The organism is Streptomyces albiflavescens, from assembly GCF_014645835.1.
GTDB classification, from domain to species: domain Bacteria; phylum Actinomycetota; class Actinomycetes; order Streptomycetales; family Streptomycetaceae; genus Streptomyces; species Streptomyces albiflavescens.
The window spans coordinates 149369-164585 of record NZ_BMMM01000021.1; the positions used below are offsets into that span (position 1 = coordinate 149369).

General features: G+C 68.7%; 10 protein-coding genes, 1 tRNA gene and 2 pseudogenes. 6 read left to right on the forward strand and 7 right to left on the reverse strand.

Annotated elements, in window-relative coordinates; translation table 11 throughout:
* Nucleotides 1-273: 273 nt before the first annotated feature.
* A complete protein-coding gene (locus IEY95_RS40710; protein WP_229703700.1) occupies nt 274-636 on the reverse strand; it encodes a VOC family protein in 363 nt (120 codons plus the stop codon).
* 314 nt (nt 637-950) lie between these two features.
* Here IEY95_RS40710 and IEY95_RS40715 point away from each other — a divergent pair, with 314 nt between their 5' ends.
* The 3 genes from IEY95_RS40715 (at nt 951) to IEY95_RS40725 (ending at nt 4204) form a co-directional block, all read left to right on the forward strand.
* On the forward strand, nt 951-1847 hold the full coding sequence (locus IEY95_RS40715) for a LysR family transcriptional regulator (protein WP_189191276.1): 897 nt from the start codon (nt 951-953) through the stop codon (nt 1845-1847).
* 887 nt (nt 1848-2734) lie between these two features.
* Nucleotides 2735-3940, forward strand: a complete 1206-nt coding sequence (locus IEY95_RS40720; protein WP_189191277.1) for a cytochrome P450 — start codon at nt 2735-2737, stop codon at nt 3938-3940.
* 75 nt (nt 3941-4015) lie between these two features.
* A complete protein-coding gene (locus IEY95_RS40725; RefSeq protein ID WP_189191278.1) occupies nt 4016-4204 on the forward strand; it encodes a hypothetical protein in 189 nt (62 codons plus the stop codon).
* A gap of 33 nt (nt 4205-4237) precedes the next feature.
* Here IEY95_RS40725 and IEY95_RS40730 read toward each other — a convergent pair whose 3' ends face one another.
* Nucleotides 4238-4546, reverse strand: a complete 309-nt coding sequence (locus IEY95_RS40730) for a DUF6596 domain-containing protein (protein WP_189191279.1) — start codon at nt 4544-4546, stop codon at nt 4238-4240.
* Between the two features lie 937 nt (nt 4547-5483).
* Entirely contained in the window at nt 5484-6215 is a 732-nt protein-coding gene (locus IEY95_RS40735; RefSeq protein ID WP_189191280.1) for a ferritin-like domain-containing protein, read from the reverse strand.
* 96 nt (nt 6216-6311) lie between these two features.
* Here IEY95_RS40735 and IEY95_RS40740 point away from each other — a divergent pair.
* Nucleotides 6312-6392: pseudogene (locus IEY95_RS40740) on the forward strand (IS5/IS1182 family transposase); the annotation flags it as partial.
* Nucleotides 6393-7152: 760 nt separating this feature from the next.
* Here IEY95_RS40740 and helR read toward each other — a convergent pair.
* The 3 genes from helR to IEY95_RS40755 all read right to left on the reverse strand — a co-directional run bounded on the left by helR (nt 7153) and on the right by IEY95_RS40755 (nt 12025).
* Entirely contained in the window at nt 7153-9303 is a 2151-nt protein-coding gene (gene helR, locus IEY95_RS40745) for an RNA polymerase recycling motor ATPase HelR (protein WP_189191281.1), read from the reverse strand.
* 213 nt (nt 9304-9516) lie between these two features.
* A complete protein-coding gene (locus IEY95_RS40750) occupies nt 9517-10719 on the reverse strand; it encodes a glycosyltransferase (protein ID WP_189191282.1) in 1203 nt (400 codons plus the stop codon).
* Between the two features lie 706 nt (nt 10720-11425).
* Entirely contained in the window at nt 11426-12025 is a 600-nt protein-coding gene (locus IEY95_RS40755; RefSeq protein ID WP_189191283.1) for a TetR/AcrR family transcriptional regulator, read from the reverse strand.
* 321 nt (nt 12026-12346) lie between these two features.
* Here IEY95_RS40755 and IEY95_RS40760 point away from each other — a divergent pair.
* A pseudogene (locus IEY95_RS40760) lies at nt 12347-12807 on the forward strand (ATP-binding protein).
* A gap of 34 nt (nt 12808-12841) precedes the next feature.
* Nucleotides 12842-12920: transfer RNA gene (locus IEY95_RS40765), tRNA-Asp, on the forward strand.
* Nucleotides 12921-13133: 213 nt separating this feature from the next.
* On the opposite strand, the gene IEY95_RS40770 is transcribed toward IEY95_RS40765, so the two are convergent.
* On the reverse strand, nt 13134-14561 hold the full coding sequence (locus IEY95_RS40770; RefSeq protein ID WP_189191285.1) for an alkaline phosphatase family protein: 1428 nt from the start codon (nt 14559-14561) through the stop codon (nt 13134-13136).
* Nucleotides 14562-15217 lie beyond the last annotated feature (656 nt).

Below are 15217 nucleotides of genomic sequence, written 5' to 3' on the forward strand. Positions count from 1 at the left end.
AACCGCCCGGAACACCCACTCCTTGCGGCGGTACGTCGACCTGCCCTTCCGCGCGGTCGCCTCGTCGTACTGCCGAGAGGAACACCCATCCATCGAACAGGGAGACCCATAGAAGCCATACGAGACCTCCGCAGTAGCGGCAGTGGCGCACGGCGCGAGCCTGAACGGGTCCCGAGACGGTTGCCTCATAGCCCGGGCGGATGGCATACCGCTGCTCCCAGTTGGTGGTCTTCCGGTCTTTCCCGACCCCTGTCTGGATCTTCTTGAGCACGGTCAGGCCCTGACGTCCTGCGGATACCAGCGGAGTTCCACGGTGTTGCCGTCAGGGTCCTGGACGTAGACCGACGTGGCGGTGCCGCGAGCGCCGAAGCGCTCAACGGGGCCTTCCAGGACGGTGAAGGTTTCCGACTCGATGAACTCGTCCCAGTCCAGCGGTTCCACAGTGAGACAGATGTGGTCGACGTTGGACTCCCCCCGAGGGCGACTGACCAGGTCGATGATGGTCTCGGGGGTGATTCTCACCGAGGGGAACGGGACCGCGCCGGCCCGCCACTCGGCAACGCGTACCGGTTCCAGGCCCAGGAGTTGGGTGTAGAAGTCCAGGGCCCGCTCGACATCCCCGACGTTGAGGACCAGATGGTCGAATGCCTTGACTCGGCAGACTGGGGTGCTGCCGGGTTTGTCACCGAGGCTCTGTGTGGGGTGGCCGTGCCAGAGCGTGCCAGTACCGTCCGGCAGGGCGGGTTCGATGACGGGGCGAACCTGCTCGCCGGTCTCCTGCGGACGCTCGTCGAGTCCGGCCGGGCAGGTGGTGTTGTCCGAGGCGTTCATGGGGGCTTCCTTGGATGGTGGAGTCCAGGTGGATGCCTCTTACGATCCGCTGGGCGAAACCCGCCATCAAGGCTGGATGGGAATACGATCGTTGAGCCCGATTCAACGATGGGGGGATCATGCTGGAACGGGTGGAGATCGAGGCCTTCCTGACGCTGGCCGAGGAGCTGCACTTCGGCCGTACCGCCGAGCGCTTGCGCGTCACGACCGGGCGGGTCAGCCAGCTGATCAAGAAACTTGAACGGCGGATCGGCGGCATGCTGTTCGATCGGACCAGCAGAACCGTTCAACTCACGGTGATCGGGCGGCAGTTGGCCGATGACCTGGTTCCCTTGGTCGCCGGGATGGAAGAGGCGCTCCGAAGAGCCTGCGATGCCAGTCGAGGTGTCACGGGAGAACTGAGGGTCGCCTTCCTCGGCGAGTGGACAGCACCCGCACTCCTGAAAGCGGTCGGTCTGTTCAGTGAGCGACATCCCGACTGCTGGGTCGATGTACGGGAGGTACAGCTGTCCAACTCCCGTGCGAGCCTTCTTGATGGCTCGGTGGACATCCTCATCGCCTCGTACCCGTTCGACGGAATGGCCTGTGGGCCAGTACTGCTGACGGAGAAACGCGTGCTCGCCGTTGCCGCCGGGCATCCGCTCGCCGACGAGGAGTCGGTGTCGGTCGAAGTGCTCGCCGAACACCCCGTGGTGCAGTACCCGGAGGTGACTTCGGCGGGGTTCAAGCGGGATCGCACACCGCACTGCACTCCGTCAGGCAGGCCGGTGACGAAAGGGCCGACCGGAGGGTCGTTCTCCGAAATGCTCACGTTGGTTGCGATGGGCAGGGGCGTCCTTCCGGTCGGAGAGCATTCCAGGCATTACTACCCTCGACCTGACGTGTCCTACGTGCCCCTTCACGACGCACCGCCGATTGAACGGGGACTGGTCTGGCTGCAGGGGAACACCACAGAGCGCGTCCGCGAGTTCGTACGGGCCGCGACAGACGCTGCCGAGAAGCCACCGATCGCATGAGCGTGCCGTTGATGGCGAAAGTCGTTGAGACACCTGCGGCCGAAAGAGGCCCCCTCGACCACCCATTCGGAGCGTAGGGACGAAATGCAGCTCCCGAGGTGACGGAATGCGGCGAGCTGCACACTACGGTTGCAGGACGAGCCTCAGCGACCGCTTTTCACTTCCGATCGCCACCGGCGGCCGAGGAGGACGACGGCAGAACCAGCGGCCACCGACGCGCTGGGCCATAAGGCTTTGCGAGGCCGGCGGGATGTTGCGGTCCTCGAGACACCGGCGAGGGCCACCCGTTCGGGAACACGCACTCACCCGGGATAGCAGTAACGGCGCTCGGGAGCAGGCGGCAACAGGAGCCACCCGCTCCCACAGGCCGTCCGGAACAAGATCAGCACGAACGCAGACACCCTGCCAACCAAGATCGACGAGCACAAGACCCGCAGCTCAACTCATTCTGAAACGATCAGTAAGACGATGTCCTCCGTGGCGAGTTTGACGAATCGCTCAACCGGCCGTGGGGTCGCCGTGCGCCGGGAACCAGGACGACTCCCCTCCAGGCGAATGCTCCAGGCGAATGCTCCAGGACTGCTGCGGCGGATCGCGCGCTGCGCTTGCCCCGTCCCAGCGAAGTCAGTCGTCCGCGTGACGCTGAACTGCCTGACTGGATGCGGTGAGACGCCCGGCGCTCGGCGGTCGGCCCGCCAACCCTGCGCGCGCCTCGCGCCGTGGTAGAAGCCACGAACGTAGTGCCGGAGGCAGGTGCGGCCGGCCCGGGCTGACGGGACGCGCGGGACGCGGGCGGAATTACGCAGGGGAGATCTACCGATGGCCCGGCACCACGGAATGGCATATGCATGGAATAACGAAATCGGTGAGAGAGGGAGAACTGCACGATGACCCCAGGCGACAAAGCGATCACGTGTCCGTTCGACTTCAGCGAGGGCTTGGACTTCGATCCCTCCCTGGCGGCGCTCATGGACCGCGATTCCATCACCCGGATCCGGCTGCCGTACGGTGACGCCGACGCCTGGCTGGTCACCGGGTTCGAGGGTGTACAGCAGGTAACCACTGATCACCGGTTCAGCCGGGCGGGGATCCTGGAACACGACTACCCGCGGCTTACGCCGGAGCCCATCGTCTCCCCCGAGTCGATCAATGTGATGGACCCCCCGTACAGCAGCCGCCTGCGGCGCCTGGCGTCGCAGGTGTTCACCCAGCGGCAGGTGGACCAGATGCGAGGGAGGATCATCCGACTCGCGGACACCCTGCTCGACGAGATGGCCCTGCAGGGGCCGCCGGTGGATCTGGTACACCACCTGTCGAACCCCCTCGCCCAGCACACCATCTTCGACCTTCTCGGGGTCCCCCGGAACGACTGGGTCGAGACGCAGCAGAAGTTGCAGCGACTGCTCGCCACTGGCCCGGACAGCCGCAAGACCGCCGCAACCGCCAAGGCCGAGCTGCGGACGTACTTCGGCGAACTGGTCGAAGAGCGGCGGAGCTCCCCGGGGAAGGACCTGATCAGCGCGTTGATCGCCGCCAAGGAAGGCGAGGACGTCCTCGACGACCAGGAATTGGCGGTCATGGCGCTGACGCTGACGCTCAGCGGGCAGGACACGGCCACCTGCCAGATCAGCAACATCTCCTACCTCCTCCTGACCCGTCCCGAGCTCTTGAAGCACATCAACAGCCGGCCGGAGGCCCTGACGGACGTGCTGAATGAGCTGCTCCGCGTCATCCCGTTCCGCAAGGGGGTCGGCATCCCCCGGGTGGCACTGGAGGACGTGGAAATGAACGGAGTACGGATCCGCGAGGGTGACTTCGTCCATGTGTCGTACCTGACGGCGAACCGCGACCCGGAGCGCTATCCGGACCCGCACGTCATCGACCCGGACCGGCCCCCCGCGCCGCACATGACCTTTGGCTGGGGCGGACACCGGTGCATCGCCGTACCGCTGGCCATGGCGGAGCTGGAAGTGGCCATCGGGCGGCTGCTGGAACGATTTCCGGAGCTGCGGCTGGCGGTACCACCGGAGGAAGTGCGCTGGGACACGGAGACGATCCGGCGCTTCCCCCTCGAGCTGCCCGTCGCCTGGTAGGAGCCGGGCCTGTCGGTCGGCTCGGGTGGCCTCGTCCCTCCGATCGAGGTCGCGCAGGAGGGCGGCCCGGGTGGCGTGGAAGAGGTGGTAACGGCCGAGCTGGTCCGTGAGGTCGTCGGCCTCGGCGAGGGCGGCGGCCGGTCCGTCGGTGTGGCTGACCACGACAGCGCGGCTGAGGCGGACGACCGGTGGCGGGTCGACGGCGAGCAGCATGTCGTAGAGCTGGAGAAGCTGCGGCCAGTCGGTCGCCTTCCAGCCGGGTGATTCGCAGTGCGCTGCGGCGATGGCGGCCTCGATCTAGTAGGGACCGGCGCGGCCCATCCCGGCGGCTCGCTCGATCAGCGTGGTGGCGCTTTCGATGCGCCGCCGGTCCCACCGGGAGCGGTCCTGGTCGGAGAGGGGCACGAGCCAGCCGCCGCGGTCCAGGCGCGCGGACCACCGTGCCACATGCAGCCGGATGAGGGCGAGCAGGCCGAGGGCTTCGGGTTCCTGCGGCAAAGAGCCTGCGAGCAGGGCCGCCAGCCATTCGGCGTCATCGACGAGTTCGCGGCGGACCCCGAGGTCGCCGGCCGTGGCAAGAGGCCGCCAGAAGAACGGGAGCCCCACAAAAAGGCGACCGTGCGGAGTAGCGCGGCCAACTGGTCGCGGGCGGCATCGGGCGACCTCGCACGGCCCGGAGTCAGCGTGGCAGGCCAGGGTCGGAAGGAGAGGTCGGTACGCCTCAAGGCCCGAACCGATCCGACGCGCCCCAGGAGCGCGCCGCGCGGCGGTCGGGCCGGGGCGGCGGCAGCGGCCGCGCAGCCGACGTCGGTCGGCTGCGAGGGCGGTGTCCAGGTCGGGGCTGGTGTAGAGCGCCCTCGGGTGACGACGGCTGTCAGTCCCTCCAATGGCCCCCTGCGCGAGGTCGGATCGGCGCTGCAGAAGAGGAGATCGGCGAACGCGCGGCGTGCCGAGCAGCGGCTCGCCGAGGCCGGGGCCCAGGGCCTGTCCGACGCCAGTCGTGGCGATGCGCCACACCTCCGGGGCCGCGCCCCCCGCCGCGGCGCACAGCCTCACCTCGGCGTGGCGGTGCGTACCCGAGGACGGTGAACGGCTGACCGCCGGTGCCGATGTGCAAGGTCACACCCGCCTCGTGCATCAGACCCACCAGGCGCAGCTTGAGGCGGAGGCTGTGCGCGACGCGGCCGAGCCGGGCGCCGGTCGATGCCCCGGTACACCGGGAATCCGCGGTACGGGTGCCAAGAGCCGCTCGGCGTACAGCGGAGGCAGCAGCGCGGTAACCCATCCGACCACGCGCCGGCGGAATCGACTCGATGGGCGAGAGGCGGTTGGCCGTCGGTGATCAGATGATGCAAGGTCTCCACGCGCCACAGCAGGAGCCCTCGCCTGCCACAGCCGACCGGGATACCGGGATCATCCACGGTCAACGACGCGAGGCAGGCGCATTCGCGGCCTATGGCTCAGGCTGATGAGCCAAGTCATCCGCTGTCCTGGCCGGGCTCTCCCCTGAAGCGGTGGGCAGGATGCCGAGGGCTGTCTGTTGTCAGGCCGCGCTCGACCATGTATCTGGGCGGGGCACCAGCACCGCGGAGACCACGGCGCCGGACGAGGCCATGATGTCGACCACGAAGCGCAGGCGCCCGATGCCGAGCCGGGTCAGTGCCGGACCGTGGTCGGCGGCGACAACGAGCGAGACCGCGAACAGGAGGAGCCGCCACAGGGCCATCACCGGCCGGCGCAGTGGGCGGGGCAGTTCCGTGAGGGAGGCGTGCAGTCGCTCGCAGTGGAACGGTACGTGGCGCTGCTCGTCAGCCAGGATCCGGCCCGCCACCTCCGAAGTGAGCGAGTCGTCGGTGCCGTCGCGCAGCAGCTGGTAGTAGCGCAGCGCCACCACTTCCGCGATCATCAGCACCAGTAGTTCCATGCGCAGGCCCATCAGGCGCCGCAGCCGCACGAAGACCGTGTCGCTCCAGTGGCTGGTCAACGTCGGTATGCCGCCCGCGGCCAGCAGCCCGGCGAGTAGACGGGCGTGGTTTTGTTCCTCGGCGACGAACAGCCGGACCGCCCGCGCATAGTCGGGGTCCCGGGCCTGGTCCGCCTTGGCGACGAGGTTGGCACCGTCGCCGTCCTCGCCGACCTGGAAGCGCTGGATGCCGGCCCAGACCGCAGGATGCAGGGTCGCGCCTTGCCCCCAGTGCGGGTCGCCCTGAGCGTGCCTGCGCTCGCGCTCGTCCTCGAACCGCCGTGTCCATTTCGCGAACTCGCCCGCACGCACCCGGTCTCCCATCTTTCTCGGGACACGGCCGCCGCGCCCCGGAGTAGGACGACGCGGGCGGGCACCGAACCGTTCCACCGCTGCCTGGCAGGCCCCCGCGACTGCCGCCTGAAAGGCGACGGTGCCCACCACGCCGTGCTCGGCATCGCTCGCCTGCACAACCTCGCCCTCGCCGGACAGACCAACCGGCACAGCGATGACCGACACATACGCGAGATACGTATCGTGTGCGATCCATACCGCGCCTTTGCTGCGGCATGCTCGCTGCGACATGGCTCTGGTCGCCGGATGAGGGCAGGTGTGGGGTCGGCGGATTCGCGGTCGAGCGTAGCGGTGCACGCTTATGGCTGCTGGCGTGGGGAACGCTGCTGGCGCTGATGACGGCGGGATGTGCGGGCAGCGGCGGCTCTGCCGCGCCGATGGGCCGGCGATGACGCCCTATCCGCTGTGAGGACTCGACGCTCTTGCCGTTCTGGCGTTCTGGCGTTCGGGCACTACGGGGGCAAGACTCACGCTCCCGATTCGAACCCGAGGTAGACCGGCATCCCGCACGGCAGCACCGGCGTGTTCGGGGTCCACCAGTCGCCGCCCTCGGCGTTCTTGGACCAGCCGACCATGACCCGGCATCATCCGCAGGATGTCGCCCCTGTGTTCGCCGCCACGCAGCCGCCTCCCTCCGGCACCTTTCGCTGGGCCTCCCCCGCCGGTGATGGCACCAACGGTTGACCCGCGTAGGCCCCGGTGGAGATGGTTGGGGCCCCGGGGTCGGCCGACGCGCTGCTCGCTCAGGCGGTCCGTCCGTGCGGGGTGAACGTGCTCATCGATGCCTCCGATGATGGGGGCAGGTGGATGGTCGTGAGGCTGTCCCCGCCTTCCGTTGACCTTCGGTGGCGGGTCTCGAGATCGTCAAGCGGCGATCACGTTGTCCTGCTCGACGTCAGGAGCTCGTGAGGATGACGAGTTGCTGGGTCGCTCGGGTCATCGCGACATAGCGGTCGACCGCTCCTTCGACCCCCTTGCCGAACGCCTCCGGGTCGATGAGGACGACCAGGTCGAACTCGAGCCCCTTCGACAGCTCCGGGGTCAGCGACCGGACGCGGGGCGTCGCCCGGAAGGTGGGATCGCCGATGACGCAGGCGATCCCGTCGGCATGCGCAGCGAGCCAGGAGTCGAGGACCGGGTCCAGATCCGAGACAGATCCGTGTACGACGGGGATGTCACTGCTGCGGATGGAGGTCGGCACGTTGGCGTCCGGGAGCACGGCCCGGATGACCGGCTCGGCCTCCGCCATGACCTCTTCCGGCGTCCGGTAGTTGATGCTCAGGGAGGCAACATCGATCCGGTCGAGCCCGATCCGCTCGAGCCGTTCCCGCCACGACTCCGTGAACCCGTGCCTGGCCTGGGCGCGGTCCCCGACGATGGTGAAGCTCCGGGACGGGCAGCGCAGCAGCAGCATCTGCCATTCCGCGTCGGTCAGTTCCTGAGCCTCGTCCACCACGATGTGCGCGAACGGGCCGGCGAGCAGGTCGGGCTGGGCGCTGGTCAGCTCGGACTCGTCGACCAGGTTTCGCTGGAAGTCCTCTCGCCGCAGCTGGGTCATGAGGCCTTCACCGTCGTCATCAGCTTGGATCAGGTTGTCGACGACCTGCGCCATGCGCTCGCGTTGGGCGGCAAGTGCGGCCTCCTGCCGGTGCTTTCGCCGCGCCGCCTCCGGGTCGCCGAGCCGCTGCCGTGCCGCGTCCAGGAGCGGCAGGTCGGACGCCGTCCAGGCCTGGGCGTCCTCGCGCTGCAGCTTCGACACGTCGTCGCGGCTGAGCCAGGGGGCGCACATGCGCAGGTAGGCGGGTACCGACCACAGGTCCGAGACGAGGTCGGTTGCTTCGAGCAGCGGCCACGCGCGGTTGAGGGTCCCGACCAGTTCCTTGTCGTGCTGCAGCGACCTCCGGAACTGCTCGGGCGAGATGTCGTCGCCGTCGTACTTGTCCATCAGGATCGTGACCAGCTTCTCCCAGATCTGGTCACGCGCCTCGTTGTGCGGAGTACCTGGTTCCGGCGCTTCGAACGCCTCGGCCCAGTCGGCGGCGCTCAGGCGGATGTCGGACCAGTCGACCGTGACCGTCATCCCCTCGGAGGGCGGCTCCTCGTAGAACCTGACGGCCTTCTCGACCGCCTTCACCATGTCCGCCGACGACTTCAGAAGGGCCACGTCCGGGTCGGTCTCGATCGCTGCTGTGGCTCCCTCGGCGACGAGGTCCCGCAGCGTGCAGGTCTGCACGCCCTCCTCTCCGAGGTTGGGCAGGACGTCGGAGACGTAGGCCAGGTAGGGCTGGTGCGGACCGACGAACAGCACGCCGCCCCGACGATGACCGAGGCGGGGGTCGGAGTAGAGGAGGTGGGCGGTGCGGTGCAGAGCGACGACGGTCTTGCCCGTCCCCGGACCGCCGTCGACGACCAGAGCGCCACGGGATACCGCCCGGACGATGGCGTCCTGGTCGGCCTGGATAGTGGCGAGCACGTCCCTCATCCGGGCCGACCGGTTGCTGCCCAGGCTGGCGATGAAGGCGGACTGGTCGTCGAGCGCGGCGCGCCCTTCCAGCCCGTCGGCGACGAACACCTCGTCCCAGTAGTCGCTGATCCGGCCGCGGGTCCAGCGATACCTGCGGCGGCTCGCCAGACCCATCGGGTTGGCATGGGTCGCCGCGAAGAACGGCTCGGCCGCGGGGGAGCGCCAATCGAGCAGGAGCCGACGACCCTCGCTGTCCGTGAGGCCGAGCCGTCCGATGTACACGGGCTCGGGGTCGTCCGCGCTGACGATGTGCCCGAGGCACAGGTCCAGACCGAAGCGGCGCAGGGCGCGCAGGCGACCGTTCAGCCGGTGCACCTCCGCGTCCCGGTCCATCGCCTGCCGGCCGGCGCCGCCGGGCGCCTTGAGTTCGGCATCGAGGCGGTCGGACAGTTCGGCGATCGTCTGCTCGAGGCTCTCCGCGATGGCCGCGAAGTGCTGCTCGTCGCCGGCGATCAGCGTCGGGGCGGCCTTGGGTGTGAGGTGGTCGGGAAGGTCGAACGCACTGATGGTCAGGGGCTTCAAGTGATCAGTTCCGATCTGAGATTGCTTGTGGCCATGGGGCGCAGCAAGGCGCCTGGACCGGCGTGACGAAGCTGGTGGCCATGACGAGCAACGCTCCGCCTGACGGCGGCCCCGTCGCCGACGTCGGTTCAGGTCAACAGAGTTTGCGGGTTCTTGTGTTCTGCGTCCTGGCTCGACGACCCGCGTGGTTCACGCGGACCGCGGCTGCCTTTCTCAGCTGACCGTGTCGACGAACAGCTTCGCGGCCACCGTCGCCCCGTCGGTGCGGATCGTGGCGGCCACGGCGGTCGCTCGTGCGCGGGTCCCGGGGGTCAGGGCCGTCCTGAGCGCGGCTGACAGGGACTCGGCGGTCGGAGTCGGACCGTCGTGTGCCGTGCCGATGCCCAGGTCGGCCACCCGGCCGGCCCAGTAAGGCTGGTCTGCCCCCTGGGGTACCACCACCTGAGGCGCGCCGGCCCGGGCAGCCGTCGTCGTCGTACCCGCGCCGCCGTGGTGCACGACGGCGGCCACCCGGCCGAACAGTGCCTGCTGGTTGACCTCGCCGACGACGAAACCGTCGTCCCGGTCGTCGACCAGGGCAAGGTCGGCCCAGCCACGCCCGACGAGTACGCGGCGGCCCTGCGCACGGATCGCCTCGATGGCCACCCGGGCGATGTCCTCCGAGACGCGGCGCATGCTGCCGAAGCCGAGATACACCGGCGGTGCTCCGGCGTCCAAGAACGCCATCAGCTCGTCCGGTAGCGGGCGTTCGTCCGGCAGGATCCACGCACCGGTGTGCACGACGTCCAGGTCCGAGGTCTCCCGCCACGGGCCCAGGGTCGGATCCGTCGCCAGCCACGGGTGGTCGGTGAAGATGAAGTTGCGGACGTCGTCCACCGGTGGCAGACCGAGCGAGGCCCGGTGGGTGTTGAGCGCCTCGCCGTGCAGCGCGTTGAAGGTCTGGGCGTTCAGGTCCCACAGCACCCGGTTGTCGGTGCCCTCCGGCGGGAGCAGCTGGCCCGGCAGAAGCTGCTGCGGCGGCGCGTGGTGCGGCGACGGCAACAGGAACGGGCAGAAGGTCGCGTACACGTAAGGGATGCCCTGCTTCTCCGCCACCGACCGCGAGGCGAAATGCGCCAACCCGGTCGCCAAGAGGGCGTCACATCCCTCGGCCGCCGCGGCGACCGCGTCGAACTGCGCGGCCAGCTCGGACACGCGCCGGGCGGCGTCCGCCGCCGACGACGGCGGCGCCATCGAGTGCATCGGCCGGCCGACCGGCACCAGCGGCACGCCGACGCCGGCCAGCAGCTCAGCGAACTCCGTGTCCGGCGGTGCGCACATCCGCACCTCCGCCCCGAGCGCCCGCAACTGCACCGCGAATCCCACCAACGGTTCGACGTCCCCACGCGACCCATACGTCGACAGCAACACCCGCACTTCGCGACTCCCATTTCCGCAGGTTCTGGCCTAGGCCGGAGATTGTGCGTCACAGCCGGGGCCTTGCCGCAAGCCCCCCAGTGCGCTATACGTTGAGAGTGGAAAGGAGTGGGTACTCCCCTTTCCCAGCGTTGTCCGGTGTAGACGGGCAGCCTCCTCGCGAAGCAGCGGCGCACCGCTGCGGGAGCGAGTGCGGCAGGGCCGGATCGGACAAGCCCCTCCAGCAGACTCACGCCGGACAGGATCACGCCGCACGGGTGCATGGCGTAGCCGCACGGCAGCACGCCCAGGCCCTCGGCCAGATCCCGCAGCGGCCCAACTCACATGCCTGGGTGGCCAGTTGCCGCAGTTTCCGTAGTTCGGCCAGACGCCGCGGGTGCCGCGGGCGCGGAGGCCATGATCACGCTGGCCGTCATCGGCCTCGCCGGCCTCTTCGCCGCCCTACTACTCCCCAGAAAACAGGCCCTCAGTACGACACCCGGTAGAGGGGCCACCACCCCAAGCCCATGACATGACTCGATGCTCGATCGACGGCGTAGTGGGGTCGTCCCGCCGAAGGAGGAGCCGAACCTTGCTGTGCGGGCCGGCGCCAACGGATCGACCATGAGCGACTCTGGTGCGACAGCCCACTCTTCCGGACGGCCGAACAGCTTACGGAGCGGCTTTGGGCGCCGCTTTTTCGGTTCTCCTGCGGCAGCGGGTGCATTCACTGGGCCGCGTGCCATCCGGCCTCGAGCCGGTCGAGGAGGGATCGGAAGGCCGCGTCGGCTCCGGCCCAGTGTCCGTCCGCAAGAGGCGCGACGAGCAGGCCGAAGGTGGCGTCGACCAACAGGGTGGCTTCGTTTCGGGCACGCTGTTCGCCCATGCCGAGGCCCAGGAACACGGGGGTGAGAAGGTCCGTCCACTCGGTGAGGACGTCGCGCACGATCGGCCCGTACCGGTCGGGGTCGTGGAGGCTGGCCGTCATGAGCTCGAGGTAGAGGCGGAGCATGGGGCGCCGGTCGGGGGCGCGGATTTGCTGCCACAGGTCCTCCACGAAGCGGCGCAGGCCCGCAGCGTCGTCCGGGGCTCCCGCGGTGTCGAGCAGGCTGCTCGCTCGCCAGAACGGGCGCTCTGCGTCCAGCGCGAGGGCCTCGGCGATCAGTCGTTCCTTGGTGCCGAAGTAGTACAGGAGCATGCGGTCGCTGGTGCCGAGGGCACGGGCCAGCGGCCGCAGGGACAGGCTGGTCAGCCCATTACTGAGGACGTACTCGCGGACCCGGTCCAGCAGTTCTCGGCGTTTGGCGAGATCGATCGGGCGTGGCATGGAAGCTCCCAGGTGCCAGGGATGGGGGCCGCTTCCGGTGACCATCTCGGCATTCATATCCGTCCGTTTTATTTTCTTTTGCGAGGTATTTACCGTAGCAGCCGCTACGTGTATATTTATAGGTGTAGCAGCCGCTACAAGAAGGCGTAGCTGACCGTGCAGAGAGGACTGACCCCCGTGACCGCCCCGGCCTCCGACCACGCCGCGGCCTCCAGTGAAGGCTTGCTGGCCAGGATTCGCCGTCGGCGACAGAGTCCACCGATGCCGGCAGAGATCCGGCCTTGCCCTCCCCGGCCCGATCACACTGCGCAGACCACCTCAATGTCCGGGTTCACGCGGCGCCGGGCACTGTGGTACACGTCCTGCAGCCCCTACGACCGCTGGATGCGCCCCGCGCTTCCGTGAGCTCCTGGGACGCCTCCTGGCCCCTCCCTCGCGCGCTGACCTCAGCGCGCGAGGCGCGACGCCTGGTGACCCGGCAGCTGGGAGACTGGGGCCTGGGCGACCTCACCGACACCGCAGAGCTGCTGGTCAGCGAGGTGGTGACCAACTCTCTGCGTCACGCCCCCGGACCCCTGCGGCTCAACCTGCGCATCTGCGACTCCCGGCTGCGTTGCGAAGTCGAGGACGTCAACGACGCCGCACCGACACGCCGCGCCGCTGATGTCGTCGCGGAAGGCGGACGGGGGACGGAGCTTCTCGACCTGCTCGCCGACGCCTGGGGCAGCACGGCCACCGCGACCGGCAAAACCACGTGGTTCGAGCTGACCGGTGCCGAATAATTGAGGTGCTCAGCGATGTCGTGCGCCCTACAGTGGTCGTCGTTCAGGTGCGCAGGTTGCGGTTGCTTCTCCTGTCAAGAGAGCAACGCGGGTTCGAATCCCGCCGCCGGCCGAGGCCGGTGTCGTCTAGCGGCCCAAGACGCTTACGTCACCGCCACCGACCCAGATCTCTGAACAGCACGACACGAGCCGTCCGCCACGGGGGATCCAGGCGGGCGGCTTCGTCATGTCAGGTTGAGGGCTCACTCATCGCTTGGTCACCTCAGGGCTGTCGCACAAGCCCGCGACGAGGGCCCGGGCACAAACAGCCCGAGCCCTCTCGGGTGTCACACGTGCGGGCGGCGGCCCCTCTCCTGGTACGGGAAGGTCTGGTCGGCCCCGGGAAGCGTCGGCTTCGGCAGGGTCGCCACCTCCTCCTTCGCCTTCTCCAGCTGCTCCGCCGTGTCGTCGGGGAGCCGGGGCGGGCGCGGGCGGGTGTCGCGGAAGCGGAAGGCCGTCGTGAAGTCGCCGAAGGTCTCGCGCCGCCAGTCGCTGATGTTCGACTCCTCGACCCCGGTGAACCGCTCCAGGAACTGCAGCGCGGAGGTGTGGTCGAAGGCCTCCGAGGCCACCCAACCGCCCACGGTCCAGGGCGAGATGATGATGGCCGGGACGCGGAAGCCGCCGCCGATCGGCAGACCCCGGATGTACTCGTCCGGAGTGCCCGCGGGCGCGGTCGGCGGCGCCACGTGGTCGAACAGGCCGTCGTTCTCGTCATAGCTGAGGATGAAGGCGGTCTTGCGCCACACCTTCGGGTTCGAGGCGATCGCCTCGATCTTCGAGGCGACGAAGTCGGCGCCGGCGGCAGGCAGGTAGTCGGGGTGCTCCGACTGGTAGCTCGTCGGCATGATCCACGACACCATCGGGAGACGGTCGTTGCGAGCGTCGTCCTCGAAGGTGCCCTCGGGCTGCGGACGTACGCCCCGCTCGTACAGGTCGGAGTCTGGCTGCGCGTTCTTGAACGTGTCGAACTGCTCGAGCATGTTGCAGCCGTAGTCGTCGTCCTGCTGGTACACCTTCCAGCTGATGCCGGCTGCCTGGAGCCGTTCGGCGTACGTCGTCCAGCGGTACGGCGTCGGCGCGACGTTGCTGATGACCGGACCGCCCTGGGTGCCGCCCGGGTCGATCGAACCGGTCATCCACATCAGGCGGTTGGGCCAGGTGGGGCCGAACACGGAGCAGTAGTAGTTGTCGCAGATGGTGAAGGTCTCGGCGAGCGCGAACTGGAACGGGATGTCCTCGCGTGTGTAGTAGCCCATGACGTAGGGGCCGTTGACACCGTCGGCCTTGCGGTGGGCCGGCAGCCACTGGTCCATCTTGCCGCCGTTCCAGGCGGCGTGCTGCACGGACCAGGCGTGACTGGTGGACGGGATGGCCTGGGCGCTCGACGTGCGGGTGTCGAGGTGGAAGGGCAGGAGGTAGCCCTTCGGGTTCACGGCGTCCGGCTGGTAGAAGACGGATCGCCCGTTGTCGAGTTTCAGTGCGTGTGGGTCGCCGAAGCCGCGGACGCCCGACAGGGTGCCGAAGTAGTGGTCGAACGACCGGTTCTCCTGCATCAGCATGACGACGTGTTCGATGTCGCGCAGCGAGCCGTTCTTCGGCGGCTCGGCGGCGACGGCCTTCTGGACGCTCGGCGGGAGGAGGGAGAGGGCCGCGGCGCCGCCCAGCGCGCCCGCGGCCGAACCCAGGAGTCTACGGCGTGTCAGCTCGGCCATGATTGCCCCTTCTTGAGCGAGAGAAGCTCTCCGGAGTGGCGGTCGGCCCGGCGAAAAGAGGCAGCCGCCGATCACTCTCTGCCCGCAACAGCGGGGCGAATCAGGGGTGGGTGGTGAACATGTAGCCAACGTGCGGGAAGGGGTTGGCCAAGTCGTGACCGCCGACACCAGTGCGTTGCACGACTGTTGCCGTACGTTGAGAAAAAGATGGCTGCTACATGGATCAAGGCCTGGCTCCCCCACGCGCCTCCGGTCTTCAAGGCGGCGCAGCCGTATGGGCCTCTTCGCTTCCGTGGCCCGGCAGCCGGGTGCTGGCTGGACGGTGAGTTGGACAACGGACAGGACTCAGCCCTGTCCATAACCTCTGCTCCGCGGCGATGCCGCCGGGCAGGGCCTCGGCTGGTGGCAGATGCCGTCGTGCTTCCGCGAGCATCGGCTCGATCGGAGGAGTCAGGACCACACGATCAGGTGCAGCCGTTCGGCCAGCTCGTCCTGCGGGTCGGCCTTCGCCGTCCTTTGTTGCCCCTCCACCGTTCCCCCGTCTTCCCGTCCCGCTCCCGCAGAAGTCTCCCGAGGCAAGTCGCCGCAGCTCAAGGCCGTTTCAGCTGTCCCACGGTGTCCCATCGCCCTCGTCGTGGCAAGCCCGTCCGGCTGTG

Excerpts from the sequence above, each read along its gene's own strand:
- IEY95_RS40715 (WP_189191276.1), top strand. The coding sequence starts at position 951 with ATGCTGGAACGGGTGGAGATCGAGGCCTTCCTGACGCTGGCCGAGGAG.
- IEY95_RS40720 (WP_189191277.1), top strand. The coding sequence starts at position 2,735 with ATGACCCCAGGCGACAAAGCGATCACGTGTCCGTTCGACTTCAGCGAG.
- IEY95_RS40755 (WP_189191283.1), bottom strand. The coding sequence starts at position 12,025 with ATGCCACGCCCGATCGATCTCGCCAAACGCCGAGAACTGCTGGACCGG.
- IEY95_RS40770 (WP_189191285.1), bottom strand. The coding sequence starts at position 14,561 with ATGGCCGAGCTGACACGCCGTAGACTCCTGGGTTCGGCCGCGGGCGCG.